This is a genomic window from Falseniella ignava CCUG 37419, from assembly GCF_000301055.1.
Classification (GTDB): domain Bacteria; phylum Bacillota; class Bacilli; order Lactobacillales; family Aerococcaceae; genus Falseniella; species Falseniella ignava.
The window spans coordinates 53593-69658 of record NZ_JH932300.1; the positions used below are offsets into that span (position 1 = coordinate 53593).

15 protein-coding genes are annotated in these 16066 nt (G+C 39.4%); 14 read left to right on the forward strand and 1 reads right to left on the reverse strand.

From position 1 onward, the window contains the following. Window positions 1–65: 65 nt before the first annotated feature. The 9 genes from HMPREF9707_RS00285 to HMPREF9707_RS00325 all read left to right on the forward strand — a co-directional run bounded on the left by HMPREF9707_RS00285 (window position 66) and on the right by HMPREF9707_RS00325 (window position 9995). Window positions 66–425, forward strand: a complete 360-nt coding sequence (locus HMPREF9707_RS00285) for an arsenate reductase family protein (RefSeq protein ID WP_006700724.1) — start codon at window positions 66–68, stop codon at window positions 423–425. Between the two features lie 48 nt (window positions 426–473). Further along, window positions 474–1340: a phosphoribosyltransferase family protein gene (locus HMPREF9707_RS00290; protein ID WP_006700725.1), complete on the forward strand. Its 867-nt coding sequence runs from the start codon at window positions 474–476 to the stop codon at window positions 1338–1340. Window positions 1341–1395: 55 nt separating this feature from the next. Continuing rightward, a complete protein-coding gene (glmU, locus tag HMPREF9707_RS00295; RefSeq protein WP_006700726.1) occupies window positions 1396–2766 on the forward strand; it encodes a bifunctional UDP-N-acetylglucosamine diphosphorylase/glucosamine-1-phosphate N-acetyltransferase GlmU in 1371 nt (456 codons plus the stop codon). A gap of 17 nt (window positions 2767–2783) precedes the next feature. Beyond that, on the forward strand, window positions 2784–3755 hold the full coding sequence (locus HMPREF9707_RS00300) for a ribose-phosphate diphosphokinase (protein WP_006700727.1): 972 nt from the start codon (window positions 2784–2786) through the stop codon (window positions 3753–3755). Between the two features lie 157 nt (window positions 3756–3912). Continuing rightward, complete coding sequence (locus HMPREF9707_RS00305) at window positions 3913–5307, forward strand: sugar transferase (RefSeq protein ID WP_006700728.1); 1395 nt, start codon at window positions 3913–3915, stop codon at window positions 5305–5307. 100 nt (window positions 5308–5407) lie between these two features. Next, on the forward strand, window positions 5408–6571 hold the full coding sequence (locus HMPREF9707_RS00310; protein WP_006700729.1) for a hypothetical protein: 1164 nt from the start codon (window positions 5408–5410) through the stop codon (window positions 6569–6571). Between the two features lie 140 nt (window positions 6572–6711). Further along, complete coding sequence (locus HMPREF9707_RS00315; RefSeq protein ID WP_006700730.1) at window positions 6712–8205, forward strand: nicotinate phosphoribosyltransferase; 1494 nt, start codon at window positions 6712–6714, stop codon at window positions 8203–8205. 8 nt (window positions 8206–8213) lie between these two features. After that, complete coding sequence (gene nadE / locus HMPREF9707_RS00320; RefSeq protein WP_006700731.1) at window positions 8214–9041, forward strand: ammonia-dependent NAD(+) synthetase; 828 nt, start codon at window positions 8214–8216, stop codon at window positions 9039–9041. Between the two features lie 81 nt (window positions 9042–9122). Beyond that, window positions 9123–9995, forward strand: coding sequence for a DegV family protein (locus HMPREF9707_RS00325; protein WP_006700732.1), 873 nt, complete (start codon window positions 9123–9125; stop codon window positions 9993–9995). Here HMPREF9707_RS00325 and HMPREF9707_RS00330 read toward each other — a convergent pair. Beyond that, window positions 9985–10647, reverse strand: a complete 663-nt coding sequence (locus HMPREF9707_RS00330; protein ID WP_006700733.1) for a YigZ family protein — start codon at window positions 10645–10647, stop codon at window positions 9985–9987. The two genes, HMPREF9707_RS00325 and HMPREF9707_RS00330, sit on opposite strands and share 11 nt — an antisense overlap. Before the next feature lie 104 nt (window positions 10648–10751). Here HMPREF9707_RS00330 and HMPREF9707_RS00335 point away from each other — a divergent pair, with 104 nt between their 5' ends. The 5 genes from HMPREF9707_RS00335 to HMPREF9707_RS00355 all read left to right on the forward strand — a co-directional run bounded on the left by HMPREF9707_RS00335 (window position 10752) and on the right by HMPREF9707_RS00355 (window position 15969). Further along, a complete protein-coding gene (locus HMPREF9707_RS00335; protein WP_006700734.1) occupies window positions 10752–11618 on the forward strand; it encodes a DegV family protein in 867 nt (288 codons plus the stop codon). Window positions 11619–11742: 124 nt separating this feature from the next. Next, window positions 11743–13137, forward strand: coding sequence for a DEAD/DEAH box helicase (locus HMPREF9707_RS00340; RefSeq protein WP_006700735.1), 1395 nt, complete (start codon window positions 11743–11745; stop codon window positions 13135–13137). Continuing rightward, complete coding sequence (locus HMPREF9707_RS00345; RefSeq protein WP_006700736.1) at window positions 13130–13900, forward strand: ComF family protein; 771 nt, start codon at window positions 13130–13132, stop codon at window positions 13898–13900. Before HMPREF9707_RS00340 ends, HMPREF9707_RS00345 begins: the two co-directional genes overlap by 8 nt. 61 nt (window positions 13901–13961) lie before the next feature. Continuing rightward, window positions 13962–15299, forward strand: a complete 1338-nt coding sequence (locus HMPREF9707_RS00350) for a TrkH family potassium uptake protein (protein WP_006700737.1) — start codon at window positions 13962–13964, stop codon at window positions 15297–15299. Window positions 15300–15309: 10 nt separating this feature from the next. Beyond that, window positions 15310–15969, forward strand: a complete 660-nt coding sequence (locus tag HMPREF9707_RS00355; RefSeq protein WP_006700738.1) for a potassium channel family protein — start codon at window positions 15310–15312, stop codon at window positions 15967–15969. Window positions 15970–16066: the final 97 nt, after the last annotated feature.

Below are 16066 nucleotides of genomic sequence, written 5' to 3' on the forward strand. Positions count from 1 at the left end.
GATTCTTCAACTATGATTATAGCTTACTTTTTGATACACTGGAATTACTAAGGAGGAGACAGAAAATGAAAGTTACTTTTTATGAATATCCGAAGTGTTCGACCTGCCGCAATGGCAAAGCTTTTCTTGAAGCGAATGGTGTTGAGGTTGAGGCAATCGATATGATAAAACAACCTCCGTCTGTCAAAACGTTGCAACAAATTATTGAAAAATCAAACCTGCCGATTCAAAAATTCTTTAATTCCCGCGGGATGAAGTACAAAGAGTTGGGCTTAAAAGATAAACTCAATCAATTAACAGATATAGAAAAGATTGAACTTTTAAGTTCCGACGGAATGTTGATTAAGCGTCCACTCGTTGTAAGCCAAGAGGATGTTGTCCTTGGATTTAAAGAAGCAGATTACCAGCAGGCTTTTTTGTCGTAATTCGTGAACGATACGAGACTAAAGTGAAATGATAATGGAGGAAATCAAGTGGTAGCAGGGCATAGATATAAACCGAAGAGAAATGAACGCATTGTCTATATTTCGCAATATTTAGTCGACCGACCGAGTCAATTAGTTAATTATCAAACCTTTATGGACCATCTAAATTGTGCTAAAACATCTGTTAGTGAAGATTTATCTTTAATAAAATTAGTCTTTGAGCAACAACGACTTGGAACGATAAAGACCTTTCCAGGGGCTTCAGGTGGCGTAGTCTATTACCCAATTGTTCATCCGGAAGAACAGCGTCAAATTGGTGAGAAATTAATGGAGATGTTATCCAAAGGACACCGTATTTTACAAGGTAACTATATTTATCTTGGGGATATTTTACAAAACCCTAATATTGTTGATCGAATTGCGAGGTTAATGGCTTCGCGCTATATCTATGAACAAGTTGATGCAGTTATGACTATGGAATCGAACGGGATTGGGTTGGCGACATTAGTAGCCCGTTATTTGGATGCGAAATTTATCTTTGCGCGGACCGGGAAAACCACTTCTCGCGAAGCTACCCGCTCAGTAGAATTTGTCTCAGGTTCTTACCACAAAGTCGGTCGGATGGAGCTTGAAGAAAGTCAACTTGAAGCCAAAGAGCGCGTCTTAATTGTCGACGACTTTATCCGAAATGGTGGGACATGCCAAGGGATGATAGATTTAGTTAAGGCATTTGATGCAAAACTTGTCGGGGTTTGTGTCGTAGGAGAAAATCCCGCACCGGATATCGTGCGCACCTTAGCGTTTGATTCATTAGTGAGCATCAATCTCGCATTCAACGAAGAAAGTCGACAATATGAATTAGAATTGGCCTTAGGCAGTCTTTTTGAAAAAAAGTCAGAACCTACCATAGATTAAAGGATATAAAAGACGTATAATGTGATAGGCCAGTAAAAACACAAGGAGTGTTGGGATGAATAAACGAATGGCGGTAGTGCTAGCTGCAGGCAAAGGCACCCGTATGAAATCAAATCAATTAAAAGTTTTACATAAAATTAACGGTATTACGATGATTGAACATACCGTTCGAGCAGTTCGCAAAGCAGGGGTAGATCAAGTTGTCACAATTATCGGGACCGACGGCGAAGAAATTCAACAAGTTTTAACCGGTCAAAGTGAGTGTGCAATTCAAGAAAAACAACTTGGTACAGCGCATGCGGTCTTACAAGCGAAGTCAATCTTAGAAGGACAGCCCGGAACAACGTTAGTGGTTAACGGCGACGGTCCACTCTTAACCGGCGAGACGTTAGAGCGATTGTATGATTTCCACGAACAATCAGGCGCATCGGGGACGGTCTTAACAGCGATTGCCTCATTACCGAATGATTACGGTCGGATTGTCCGAGATGAAGCAGGTAACGTTCAAAAAATTGTTGAAACTAAAGACTGTGATGAAAAAGAAATACAAATTACGGAAGTTAACTCAGGTGTATTTATTTTCGGCAATCAGAAGCTCTTTGAATTGTTAGATCAGGTTGATAATAATAATGCTCAAGGCGAATATTATTTACCCGACGTGATTGGCTTATTACAAGGACGCGGTGAAATGGTCAAAGCATATGTGACGGAGCAATTTGATGAAATTATTGGGATCAATGACCGTCAACGCTTAGCAGAAGTGACCCGTATTATGAATCAACGCATTATGGATCAGCATATGGATAATGGGGTAACTTTTGTTTTACCAGAGTCTACTTATGTTGAAGTCGACGTTGAAATTGGTAACGACACAGTGATTGAACCAGGCGTTCAGTTAAAAGGGAAGACACGTATCGGCTCAAATTGTACGATTGGAGCACATAGTGTAATTGAAGATAGTCAACTTGGTGATGAAGTCGTTGTTCGCCAATCGGTTATTGAGTTGAGTCAGATCGCCCAACAAGCGACGATCGGTCCTTTTGCGCATTTAAGACCTGAAACGGTATTAGACGAAGGCGTTCATATCGGTAATTTTGTCGAAGTGAAGAAAAGCGAATTAGGTGCCCATACGAAAGCGGGCCACTTAACCTATATTGGAGATGCAACGATTGGTAGAAATGTGAATATTGGTTGTGGTACGGTCATCGCAAACTATGATGGTAAGAAAAAGCATCACAGTACTATCGGTGATGAATGCTTTATCGGATCTGGTTCAGTGATTGTATCACCTGTACAAATCGGTAATCATGCGGTTACTGCAGCGGGATCAACCATCACAGAAGATATGCCAGATGAGAGTCTCGGTATTGGTCGTGTTAGACAGACGACAAAATCTAATTTTTGGCAAAAATTTATGCAAAAATAATTATTGGGAGGAAAAAAATGAGTAATCGTTTTATCGATGATCCAAGATTTAAGTTGTTTTCGCTGAGTTCAAATGAACCGCTCGCAGAGAAAATCGCTGATGCATTAGGCGTTAAGTTAGGTACGATTAATTTAACCCAGTTTGCAGATGGAGAGATCAAGTTAAATGTTGCTGAGAGTATTCGAGGTAGCCATGTCTACATCGTGCAGTCTACATCAAACCCAGTCAATGAACACTTGATGGAATTATTAATTGCCATTGATGCGTGCAAGCGTGCGAGCGCTCGAACCATTAATGTGGTGATGCCATATTATGGATATGCTCGTCAAGAACGTAAGACGCAGTCTCGCGAGCCAATTACCGCAAAATTAGTTGCTAACATGCTAACATCTGCCGGGGCAACGCGCATGGTAACCTTAGATCTTCACGCAGCACAAATTCAAGGATTTTTCGATATACCAATGGATCACTTGCTCGCATCGCCTTTAATTGCGAGCCACTTAATGAATGATGGTTTATATGGTGATGATGTGGTTGTAGTTTCTCCAGACCATGGTGGGGTGACCCGTGCACGTAAGTTAGCGGAATTCTTAAAATCACCGATCGCGATTGTTGACAAACGTCGACCTAAAGCGAACGTCGCTGAAGTGATGCATATTGTTGGGGATGTTAAAGGCAAACGCTGTATCATTATCGATGATATGATCGATACGGCAGGTACGATTACTTTAGCATCACAAGCATTATTAGATCAAGGTGCTACCGAAGTTTATGCTTGCTGTACTCACCCTGTTTTATCAGGGCCCGCAATTGAGCGCCTCGAAGCTTCTCCAATTAAGAAGGTTATGATTACAGACTCAATTCTTCTACCAAAAGAAAAAGAGCTTGATAAGATTGAACAAATTACGGTTGCGAAGTTAGTGGCTGAAGCCTTACTGCGCATTCATGAAGATCGTTCAGTAAGTCCACTCTTTGATGAGAAATTTTAAGGTAAGTTTACGAATACGAATTTCAAATCCACTTAGCTTGCGCTGAGTGGTTTTTTAGTGATTTAAAGAGTTTTTAAGTCCATTTCTTCAGGGTCTAGCATTTTAAAGCTTGAATCAGTATAATAGATGAGAATCCAAAGCTTGGAAGGAGGATACTATGTTTAAGAAAGCCGAATGGAATACGCTGTTGCGTCTGGCAGTTGTCATTGTTAGTTCTCTAATCGCGTTAGGCAGTATGTATCTAAGTTTTTACTTACGTTTTGCTGGGAATATTCCATATCGAAATTACAGTGCATTTCAAGCGAATTATTTGTGGATTGTAGTTGGTTTTATTGTTATTAATTTTCTTTTTGGGACATATGTTTTTTACAATAAAAATTTATTAGATTTGTTTTATTTTACGATGTTGAGCGAATTGGCATTAACGTGCTATATTATGGTATTGATATATGCACGCAGTCGTTTAACGTTTCCACGTTCGGTTTTACTGATTAACTTTGTTTTAGGGACTTTTATTTTATTTATTTATAACGCGATTGTCTATATGATTTACCAGAAAGTTCGCGGTCATAAGCGGGTGATGATTGTCGGGGAAAATGAACGTGTATTAGAGGCTGTACGCAACTTTGATGCGATGAAAAATCAGCGCCACCAAGTTACCCACGTTATTCTTTCCAATTATTTATCGAATATTAAAGCTTACGCTTCGGAAGTGGATATTGTCTATATGACCGGACAGATCGATGAAGCTGTTCGAACGAAAGTATACGAATATTTGATGCAAGAGAGTAAGAAATTATTTTTAAGTTCAGAGTTTGAACACTTAATGATGTTGAATGCCAATGTGATGAACTTTGATGACGAGAGTGTTCTGGAAATATCGAACTTTGAGATTAATCCTGAAGAAGCGGTGTTGAAACGTGCTTTCGATTTGATTGTATCAGTCGCATTGCTAATTGTTACTTCACCAATTATGTTAATTACGGCAATTTTAATTAAGTTGGATTCTCCAGGGCCGATTTTCTATAAGCAGGAGCGCATTACTAAGGGGGGGCGTCACTTTAATATTTTGAAGTTCCGTTCGATGAGTGCAACCGCAGAAAGAGAATCAGGTCCCGTCTTAGCGACAAAGGATGATGCCAGAATTACTCGCGTGGGCCGGTTTATTCGCTCGACGCGGATTGATGAGTTGCCACAGTTAATCAATGTTTTGAAAGGTGATATGTCGCTTGTAGGGCCCCGTCCGGAACGTCCATTCTTCGTAAAACAATACGCAGAGCAAAACCCGTACTATACGCTACGTCACAATGTGCAAGCCGGGATTACAGGCTATGCACAAGTCTACGGCAAGTATAGTTCAGATTTTAATCGTAAATTAAACTTTGATTTGCTATATATTAAGAACTATTCGTTAGCATTTGATTTTAAATTATTATTTAGAACGACAAAAATTTTATTTGATAAAGTCTCTTCGCGAGGGTTTGAAGAAGAAGTCGAACGAGTGGAAGATGAGTGGCAAGATTATGAAGATCAAATGACGATTATTAAATAAAGAATACGAATGATACTATTTGATGATACTAATCATTTTAGTATCATTTTTTTATGAAAAGCGTATACTAAAATTATCAATCAACGAAGGAGAGATTGCTATGATGAAAAAGATGAAAAAATGGCTCGTAGTTGGCTTGTTAGGCTCAAGTATCGGTATGGGTACCTTAGGTCAATCCGTTCATGCTGAAACAGATTGGCAGAGTATTTACGAAGAACTTGTTGAAACAAGCATGGAACTTCAACCTACCTCTGGAACTTATCAATTAACAGCAAACTTAGTTGGAGCGGATGAACTTAGCGTTAATGGCGATGTAGATGGTGCATTCAAATTTACAACCGAACCTTTAACGGCTCAAGGGAACGTAACAATTAAAGGGCTAGTGAACCCACCAGCATCTGAAGAAGACGCAGAACCGCAAAATATTGATTTTACAGGTGAAGCAATTTATGTCGATGACACTGTTTACTATAATACAGGTTTTGAATGGGAAGTCATCAATTTCGATGGATTTGAAGAGCAATTCGCTGAAATTTTCGATCAAATCAAGGACATGCAAGGACAAACTCCTGAAGACTGGGAACTCGTACAACAACTGTATGATTTTGAAGAAACTGATACAGAATACATCATGACATTAAAAGACGATGTAAGTTATGAACAAGTTCTTGAAATGATTGACTTGGAAGAATTAAAAGAACAATCACGTAAAAATACTGAAGAGATGATTGAAGAAATCGAACAAGCCATCGAAGAAGCGCGTCAAGAAGCAGAAGAAGCCGGGGAAGATCCCGAAGAATTTGTTGGACTCACAGAAGAAGAAAAACAAGAAATGCTTAACAGTGCGACTGAAAATATTGAAGAGCAAATTAAGTTAGGTATTCAAGCTTTAAAAGATGCGGAAATTCATTACGATAAAGAAACAAAACGAATGACTTACACACGCATGGAAATTGAGCTTGATGGTCCAGCTATTCGTGAAGTTATGGAAGAGGTTAATGGTATGACCGAAGAAGAGTCAGCGGTCTTGGATGAATTCAAACTTATGTTAACACTTGAAATTCATATTGATCCAGAATTCCAAGGAGGTCCAATTACAGCACCAACGCTTGGATCATCTGTTGAAAATGAAGCAGCTGACGAATCTGAAGAAGTATCTGAAGAAGCATCAGAAGAAGAGCCAAGCGATGAATCTATTGAAGAGACTGAGGCGGAATCATTAGAAGAAACAGAAGCGGCTGAAGAAGAAACAAGTGCAGAATAAGTCACGTAAATTATAAAAAGTTTTATCAAACCCCATGTCGAGGCATGGGGTTTGTTTAATGTCTTACGATACTAATTTAGTCAAACAGTATTAGAATGTGATACAATGACCGTAATATAATATAGATAAGAGGTAGAACTATGACGACATATTATCCATGCGATGACAGCTTTATGCTGCATACAGACTTATATCAAATCAATATGGCGATGACCTACTGGGCGGAAGGGATTCAAGATAAGGAAGCTGTTTTTGAAGGTTATTTTCGTTCTAACCCATTCGAGAGTGGGTATGCTATTTTTGTTGGCTTAGAGAAAATGATTCGATATCTATCTAATCTGAAATTTACCGAAAGTGATTTAGATTATTTAAGAAGCACCGAACTATTCCCAGAAGAATATATTCAATATTTAGGGGAGTTAGAGTTCAAGCTATCCGTCCGAAGTTTTGTTGAAGGCGAGTTGTGCTTTGCCAATGAGCCTCTCATTCAAGTACAAGGTCCGTTACTTCAGTGCCAATTAGTTGAGACGGCGTTGTTGAATATTATTAACTACCAAACATTAATTGCGACGAAAGCTGCCCGAATCCGGTATGTATCTGGACCGAAAGCAGGGATTGCGGAATTCGGAAGTCGTCGAGCACATGAATTTGATGCAGCAATCTGGGGAACGCGTGCTGCTTATATCGGTGGCTTTAACTCTACAAGCAATGTTCGAGCGGGTAAGTTATTTGGTATGCCAATTTCTGGAACACACGCCCACTCTTTAGTTCAAGCTTATCGCGATGAGTACGAAGCGTTTAAAGCCTATGCTGAAACACATAAAAATGTCGTCTTTTTAGTCGATACCTATGACACACTAAGATCTGGCGTGCCAAATGCAATCCGTGTGGCTGATGAAATGGGAGACCGTATCAACTTTATCGGTGTTCGGATTGACTCCGGAGATATTACTTATCAATCAAAACATATTCGCGAGATGTTAGATGAGGCAGGTTATCCAGATGCGCATATCATTGCATCGAATGATTTGGATGAATTGACGATTCTAAACTTAAATATGCAAGGAGCCAGGGTAGATGATTGGGGAATTGGCACCAAGCTAATTACTGCCTATGATCAACCCGCTCTAGGTGCAGTCTATAAATTAGTAAGTATCGAAGACGAAACTGGTCAACTAGTCCCAACCATGAAAATCTCAAGTAATGCCGAAAAAATTACAACCCCAGGTGTTAAACAAGTTTGGCGGATTATTAGTAAAGAAACAGGAAAAGGTGAAGGTGATTATATTACCTTTGAAGATGCGGATCCAAATGAACAAGATTCGCTCTTTATGTTCCATCCAACGTATACATACATTAATAAAACGGTTGAGAATTTTGAAGCGAAGCCGATGCTTCATCAAATATTTGATAATGGGAAGTTGGTATATGACCAACCTGATTTAGATACAATTCGTTCTTATGCGCAAGCTAACTTAGAATGGTTGGATGACGAACATAAGCGTGTTTTAAATCCAACGCCATATCCAGTAGACTTGTCCCAAGAATTATACGATGAAAAAATGAATAGCATTCGAAAAATTCAAGCAGAAGTCAACCAACGTGTCCAAGCGATGCAACAAGCTAAGGAGTAGGAGTAAACATGAGACCATTACAACAAGAAATTATCCAACAACTTCAAGTTCAACCGATAATTGATCCAGCTAACGAAGTTCGTCGGACGATTGATTTCTTAAAACAATACCTCAAACGTCTCCCCGGGCTGAAGACGTATGTCTTAGGTGTCAGTGGTGGCCAAGACTCCACTTTGGTAGCGAAATTAGCACAATTAGCAGTGGAAGAATTGCGCCAAGAGACCCTAGATACGGCATACCGATTTATTGCAGTTCGCTTACCCTACGGCGTACAACTGGATGAGGAAGACGCACAATTAGCGCTTGATTTTATTCAAGCCGATGAAGTATTAACGATTAATATTAAGTCCGCTACGGATCAATTGGTTGAAGAATTAACACAAAATGAAGTCGTGATGACGGACTTTAATAAAGGGAATATTAAAGCGCGTCAACGGATGATTGTACAATATGCGATTGCGGGAGCGCGTCAAGGGGTTGTACTTGGGTGTGATCATGCAGCTGAAAATGTGACCGGATTCTTTACCAAATTTGGCGATGGTGCAGCGGATTTAATGCCATTGTGGCGCTTAACGAAATCGCAAGGTGCCCAGATGTTGCAATATTTAAATGCTAATGAGCGCCTCTATACTAAAGTTCCGACCGCAGATTTAGAAGATCTCCAACCGCTACAATCGGATGAGGAAGCACTTGGAGTAACTTATCGTGAAATTGATGCGTATTTACATGGAGAAGCCATTGCGGAAAAAGCGGCAGAACGGATTGAAAGTTTATATCTAGCGAATCAACATAAGCGACATATGCCGATTACAATTTTTGATGATTTTTGGAAATAATAGCTAAATCGATGCTCTAGTTCATATTGAGTTAATTTAACGGTGATATGATGGGGGTATAATCGAGGAGGCGAATTAAAAATGCCAAAAACGGCTTATATTATTGATAGCACTGCCACCATATCAGATACCTTAAGAGCGCGGCCTGACGTCTATGAAGTGCCGCTCTCACTTATTTGGGATGATGAAGTGATTCAAGATACATCGGATCCTTCAGCGCTTCAATTATTTTACCAACGTTTAGCTGATTCGGATACGTTACCAACGACATCTCAACCAGAGCCCTACCAATGGGCCGCTTGTCTTGATGAGATTGTAGAACAAGGCTATCAGCAAGTCTTAATGATTTCAATGGCCAAAGGATTAAGTGGAACCTATCAAACAATGCAAATGATTGCTTCAGAATACCAGTCGAAGTTGACCATTCGGGTGGTAGATTCAAAGCGCGTATCTTTTGTCATGGAACGGATGTTAATGGATGCGATTGAATTAGAAGCGAAGGGATGGGAACTTGATGCCATCGTCGAACAACTCGAGTGGTTTGCAGCGCAATCTGAAGTGTATGTCGTGATTCCACATCTTGAAAATTTAGTTAAAGGCGGACGTTTAAGTAAGGCGGGCGCTTTTATTGGTGGCCTATTACAAATTCATCCGATTGTCTACTTTACTTCTGACTCGAAGGTAGATATTTTTGAAAAACAGCGGACACTCAAACGCGTATATCAACGCTATTTACAAATTGTTGATGACGCCGTTGAGAAATACGAATCAGGTATTGAAGTAGGTCTGGCGCATGGGGATAACTTGGCTGATACGGAATGGCTCAGCCAACAAATCAAACAAAAATACCCCCATATTTCGATTCGAACAGGCTATTTATCACCTGTAATCGGAACACATGGAGGTAAAGATTGTATGGGGTTAGGTATTTTGCCTATCTTACCTAAGAATTAATTTCTTCAAGCTGGGCCGCAGGAATACGGACTTGTTGGATATGGATGGGATTAATAATACCTTGTCCATGAGTTAGATTATTAATTTGTTGCGTAAAATCTGCTAAATTATGTGGAAAGAGTGCAAGTTGATAGCGCACTTGTTCAGTATATTCAGTATTGATGATTTGAATGGGTTGAGGAGCATCAACGCTTAAGTAGTGAAAGACCGTATCGTTATGTTCATAAGCAATCGATAATTCGATAATTTGCTGATCAACTTGAGCTACAATCGTAGCATGGTCTAACGCCGAACTAACACTGCTACTATACGCACGAATTAATCCACCAGCCCCTAATTTAACGCCACCAAAATATCGTACACAGACAGCCATAATATGATTTAAATTATTTTTTTGCAAAACTTCAAGCATTGGAACCCCTGCTGTACCAGAAGGTTCACCATCATCACTCATCCGCTGGATAATTTGTTCACCTTCTAAGATATAAGCATAACAGTGGTGGGTGGCTTTGGGGTGTTGTTTTTTAATCTCATCATAAGCTTGATGAAATTCATCTTCATTTTCGATGGGGATCAGGTAAGTGATAAATCTTGATTTACGAATTTCAATTTCATCTTCGATCGGCTGCTGGATCGTGAGTAAATTAATCATCTAATGAACTCCTTTGTTTATTCTTTCTTTACTGTATCATGTGAAATCAGAATAGACAATCTAAACAAAAGGGAACAAACAACATTTATAAGAAAGGATAGAGCATGAAAGTTGCAATTATAACAGATTCTTCGGCTTATTTACCGTCGGAACTTCAAGCACTAGCAAACATTTATATTGTGAATTTGAATGTTCATTTTTCAGACGGTATTGATATGGTTGACTCAGCTGTTGATCAAGCCGATTTTTATCAAAAGTTAGCCAAGAGTGATCCGCTACCCACAACTTCACAACCTCCCGCTGGCGCTTATATTGAAGTGATGGAAAAGATTACTAATGAAGGGTATGACGCGGTCTTTGGTGTATTTATGTCATCGGGTATTAGCGGGACTTTCCAAACTGCTTCGATGATCTTAGAAGATTATGAAGATCAGTTGCCAATATACTTGGTTGACTCTAAAGGAGCTTCCGTTGTTGAAGAGGTTCTTGTTCGCCATATTATGGACCGAGTCGCTTTAGGGATAGACTTTGAACAAGTCTATCAAGAAGCGTTGTGGTTAGCTGAGCAGAGCGAGATTTATTTAACGGTAGAAAATCTCGATAACTTGAGCAAAGGGGGAAGATTATCAAGCGGAAGTGCTTTGATTGGAAATCTTTTAAAGATTAAACCTTTGATGGTCTTTGATGAGGCCGGACAGATTGTTTTATTTGAGAAGTTACGTACTGATAAAAAAGTGATTCAACGGTGGTGTGAACTCGCTGCAGACCGATTAGAACAATATCCAGCAGGCATTGAGATTTGGTTAGCTCATGGAGATATTGAACCAACTATTCAGTCTATTAAAGAGTCTATTCAATCAAAACACCCGAATATCCCGATTCAAATTCGCCCACTTGGATCCGTGATTTCAACTCACTTAGGACATGGGGGACGCGGCATCGCACTGATTCCAAAGATTGATAATCGCTAAAATGATCACTATGAACTTATTCAATTTATTATTTAATCGCTAAACAAATTTGTTTAGCGTTTTTTTATTTTAATCAAAATTTTTAAATTTTATGCGTATCTATTCATAAGGAGGGAATTGATGAATGTTTTCGATTGATTATGAATTACAAGGCTGTGAGTTAACAATGGATGAAATTGTTCGGTTTTTAAATTTACCAAAGCAACAAAAGTCAGAAATACCCGAATTAGAGAGTAGTCAAGTGGTGATAAAGTACCCTGCCGTCGAGGCAACAATGTCCGGAGGCTATCGTTGCTTACGATGTTCGAATATGGATTCTGCCAGGTTTTTCCAACATGAAGTTTATTCAAGGCTAATCTATTGTCTGGAGTGTTTAACTTTAGGTCGGATGTCTTTGTCCACGCAGCTTTATTATTGGCCTTCTCTACCATCGGACCCCAATCCAACGATTCGTTGCGCTTGGCAGGGGCACTATTCTCCCGCACAACACCAAGCTGCACACCAGCTGATTGATCAATTATCCGATGTAACACGCGCTGATTTGGTGCATGCAGTAACAGGATCTGGGAAAACTGAAATTATATATCCTCTGATCGAGCATCAACTACAACAAGGTAAGCGTACTGCGCTAGCGTCGCCCCGTATTGATGTTGTGTTGGAATTGGCACCTCGCTTGGCCCAAGCCTTTCCACAAGTTGAGATTCAATTAATGTATGGTGGTAGCGAGGAAACTTATCGTTACGCTCCTTTGGTGATTAGTACAACGCATCAATTGCTTCGATTTAAACATGCGTTTGATTTAATCATTGTGGACGAAGTCGATGCGTTCCCATACGTTAATAGCGAAATGCTGCATTATGCCGTTCAAAAAGCGAATCGGCCTCAGGGTAAATGCGTCTTTTTAACGGCAACACCGGATGCGAAGTTACAGCAACAAATTGCTAACCATGAGGTGAATTCGATTTTAATTCCTGCACGTTACCATCGTCATCGCTTACCAGAACCACAATTTGTATGGTTGGGTGATTGGCGACGTGCCATTCAACGGCGAGATCGATGGAGTCATTTAGCGAATCATTTGCAATCTTTTTTGCATTTATCGGGGGTAAAATTAATTTTTCTACCAAGTATTCCGATGGCAGAAGCCTTATTTGATTGGCTAAGTGAACTGGATACGTCCGTACGCTTAGCTTGTGTTCATGCACAAGATGTTGATCGAAAAGAGAAAGTATTGCAGTTGAGGGAAGGGGAGTTGGACGGTTTGATAACGACAACGATTTTGGAAAGAGGGGTAACCTTTCCGCAATGTCATGTTTTTGTCGTTGGGGCTGAACATCCTCAATTTAATATGTCTTCTTTGGTTCAAATAAGTGGGCGGGTAGGTAGGCGACCTGATTATCCGACGGGGACACTGATTTTTGGTCATTTCGGTCGTTCCAAATCGATGGTGCAAGCTCGAGAAGAGATTCAGCAGATGAATCAGCTTGCAATAGAAAAGGGGATGTTAGCGAATGAATAATATTTCAGAGTGTTTAATGTGTGAACAACCTTTAAATAATGACTTAACCATCCAACAAATATTATCGTTTCAGCCAGTAATTCAACCGGTAATCTGTCAGAAATGTGAAAAACGTTGGAAACGGTATGGTTCCAAAAATCATGAGTTATCTTGTTCGGGTTGCCAGCGTCCTCTGGATACGAAAGCCTCATCTCCATACACTCAATGTTATCATTCAGAAGGAGAAAGCTGGTGCTATGACTGTTATCGTTGGTTATCAGTCTATCCTCAAGAACAATTGTATCATCAAGCTATTTTCCACTATAATCAAGTATTTCGCGAATGGATCACTCAATATAAGTATGTGGGGGATGTGCGAATGGCTCATGTGATGTGTCTTCCACTCCGTGAGATGTATCGAAAATATCAATCATGTTACTGGACTTACTTACCCAATTCTCCTCAGTCAATTGAAGAGCGTGGTTTCCCAGCCACATTAGAATTACTTCGGGTGGCGCAGATTCCGGTCGAATCTATTTTTAGTTATATTGGCGATGGTACAAAGCAGGCTAAAAAGAATCGAATGCAACGTATGTCGTTGTCACAACCTTTCAGAATTACTACATCTCGGCAACTTCCTTCGGATAAACCGTGGGTAATTTTTGATGATATTTATACAACTGGGGCGACCATGCATTGTTCTAAATCGCTACTGATATTTGCTCTTCCAAAAGGAAGTAAAGTGTTGAGTTTAAGTTTAGCGCGAGATATTTTATCTGATTGATTGCATTCTAAGCAAAAGAGTATATACTACTTGAATAGAATGTGTCAGGAGAGAATGCAACATGGAAAAATATAAAATAAAACAATTAACGATTCCACAATACATTGTGGTAAATTACATGGCAATTATCTTAATCGGAGGTATCTTACTCGCATTACCTTTTGCATCGAATGCCCATCAATGGACAAACTTATTAGATGCGATGTTTACAGCAACTAGTGCTGTGTGTGTGACGGGGCAGACAACGCTAAATACGGCACAACATTGGAGTCCGTTTGGCAAGTTAGTGATTATTACACTGATTGAAATTGGTGGAATTGGTTTTATGACTTTGTGGGTGGTTTTCTTTACTCAAAGTGGTCGGCGAACGAATTTGCGACAACGTCGTGTTTTACTTGAAACGCTAAATATTGAGACGATGAGTGGTTCCATCGATATTGTGAAGTATATCATTAAATTTACACTTGCAGTCCAATCTTTGGGAGCGTTAGTCCTTTCGTTAGTCTTTATTCCTCAATTCGGTTGGGTCAAAGGGACGTTATATTCTGTATTCCACAGTATTTCTGCTTTCAATAATGCAGGATTCGATTTATTTGGTAATAGTTTGATTAATTATCAAGCGAATCCATTAGTAATGTTGACGATTAGTGTGTTGATTATTGCGGGTGGCTTAGGTTTTATTGTTTGGCGCGACTTATTGACAGTGTATCGTAACCGTAAGTTAATGCGCTATACGAAGTTAATTATTATTGGAACTTTAGCGCTCCTGTTGTCCAGTACGTTACTATTTATTTGTTTTGAATGGAATAATCAAACTTGGCAGCATTTATCGCCTGTGAATCGGGTGATTAATTCATTCTTCTTAGCGGTAACTCCTCGTACGGCTGGATATGCTAATGTTGATTATAATTTTCTAATGCCAGGGAGTTTATTTTTAACAATCGCATTAATGTTTATTGGCGGGACTTCAGGGTCAACAGCAGGTGGGGTTAAAGTATCGACTGTAATTGTGGCCGGCTTGTTCCTAGTTAATACGTTCCGAGGGCATCCGATGACGTTGTATCGTCGAGAATTACGTGAAGAAACATTGCGACGTGCCTTTTTCATTTTAACAATGGGCTTTACTTTCATACTGTTTGCAACTTTAATTTTATTAATTACTGAACCTTTTCCCCATGGTACAGGGATTGAAGTAATATTAATGGAAGTTGTATCGTGCTTTAGTACAGTAGGATTAACAATGGGAATAACGCCACAATTATCTGCAGTCGGTAAGCTTGTCTTAATTTGGTTAATGTTTATGGGACGTTGTGGTTTGGTAACATTTTTATGGTCATTGGGTAGTCATGAAAAAAATTGGCAAATTCACTATCCAGAAATGAATATGATGATAGGTTAGGAGAGACAGTATGGAACAAAAAACATTTGGTGTATTAGGATTAGGCCTATTTGGGGCAGCCTTAGCTCGAACATTGACTCAAGAAGGTCATGATGTCATTATTATGGACAAATTAATGGATCACGTTGAGGAAATGATGGATATCGTTGAGCAAGCAGTCCAAGGAGATTTTACAAAAATCGAGAATTTAAAAGAAGCAGGTATCGATACGTGCGATATAGTGATTATTGCGACCTCAAGTCAGCTTGAAGATACAATTGTTGCGTTATTACATTTGAAGAAAATGGGTGTGCCGCATATTATTGTTAAAACAAAGAATATGACTTATCGTGAAGTCTTATTAAAGCTAGGAGCAGATCAAGTTATTTTACCTGAGACGGAAATGGGTGTGAGAATCGGTCGTGAATTAGCTAACCCATCTTTTGGTCAGTTAGCAGAGTTGAACAAAGAGTATGCGATGGGCTTAATTCAAGTTCAGCCAGATTGGATTGGGCATACGCTTAGAGAGTTAGATTTAAGATCAACTTATGGAATTAATATTTTAGCCATTAAGACCGGCAGTGACCAGCGCCATACGATGGAATTCTCACCGGATTATATTTTGAAAGACGGGGATGCGCTAATTGCGATTTCACAAGAAGATGACTTTACAGACCAGTTCATATCTTAAGATTTACTTTTTTGATTGTTTGCGTTTTCTAAAATACCTTTTTATGTTATAATTAATAAAAGTGGTTGATACTACTTTTTCGCTAAATAAGTCTCTT

Coding starts and splice junctions, on each gene's coding strand:
- HMPREF9707_RS00285 (WP_006700724.1), top strand. CDS start 66: ATGAAAGTTACTTTTTATGAATATCCGAAGTGTTCGACCTGCCGCAAT.
- glmU (WP_006700726.1), top strand. CDS start 1,396: ATGAATAAACGAATGGCGGTAGTGCTAGCTGCAGGCAAAGGCACCCGT.
- HMPREF9707_RS00300 (WP_006700727.1), top strand. CDS start 2,784: ATGAGTAATCGTTTTATCGATGATCCAAGATTTAAGTTGTTTTCGCTG.
- HMPREF9707_RS00305 (WP_006700728.1), top strand. CDS start 3,913: ATGTTTAAGAAAGCCGAATGGAATACGCTGTTGCGTCTGGCAGTTGTC.
- HMPREF9707_RS00310 (WP_006700729.1), top strand. CDS start 5,408: ATGATGAAAAAGATGAAAAAATGGCTCGTAGTTGGCTTGTTAGGCTCA.
- HMPREF9707_RS00315 (WP_006700730.1), top strand. CDS start 6,712: ATGACGACATATTATCCATGCGATGACAGCTTTATGCTGCATACAGAC.
- nadE (WP_006700731.1), top strand. CDS start 8,214: ATGAGACCATTACAACAAGAAATTATCCAACAACTTCAAGTTCAACCG.
- HMPREF9707_RS00325 (WP_006700732.1), top strand. CDS start 9,123: ATGCCAAAAACGGCTTATATTATTGATAGCACTGCCACCATATCAGAT.
- HMPREF9707_RS00330 (WP_006700733.1), bottom strand. CDS start 10,647: ATGATTAATTTACTCACGATCCAGCAGCCGATCGAAGATGAAATTGAA.
- HMPREF9707_RS00335 (WP_006700734.1), top strand. CDS start 10,752: ATGAAAGTTGCAATTATAACAGATTCTTCGGCTTATTTACCGTCGGAA.
- HMPREF9707_RS00340 (WP_006700735.1), top strand. CDS start 11,743: ATGTTTTCGATTGATTATGAATTACAAGGCTGTGAGTTAACAATGGAT.
- HMPREF9707_RS00345 (WP_006700736.1), top strand. CDS start 13,130: ATGAATAATATTTCAGAGTGTTTAATGTGTGAACAACCTTTAAATAAT.
- HMPREF9707_RS00350 (WP_006700737.1), top strand. CDS start 13,962: ATGGAAAAATATAAAATAAAACAATTAACGATTCCACAATACATTGTG.
- HMPREF9707_RS00355 (WP_006700738.1), top strand. CDS start 15,310: ATGGAACAAAAAACATTTGGTGTATTAGGATTAGGCCTATTTGGGGCA.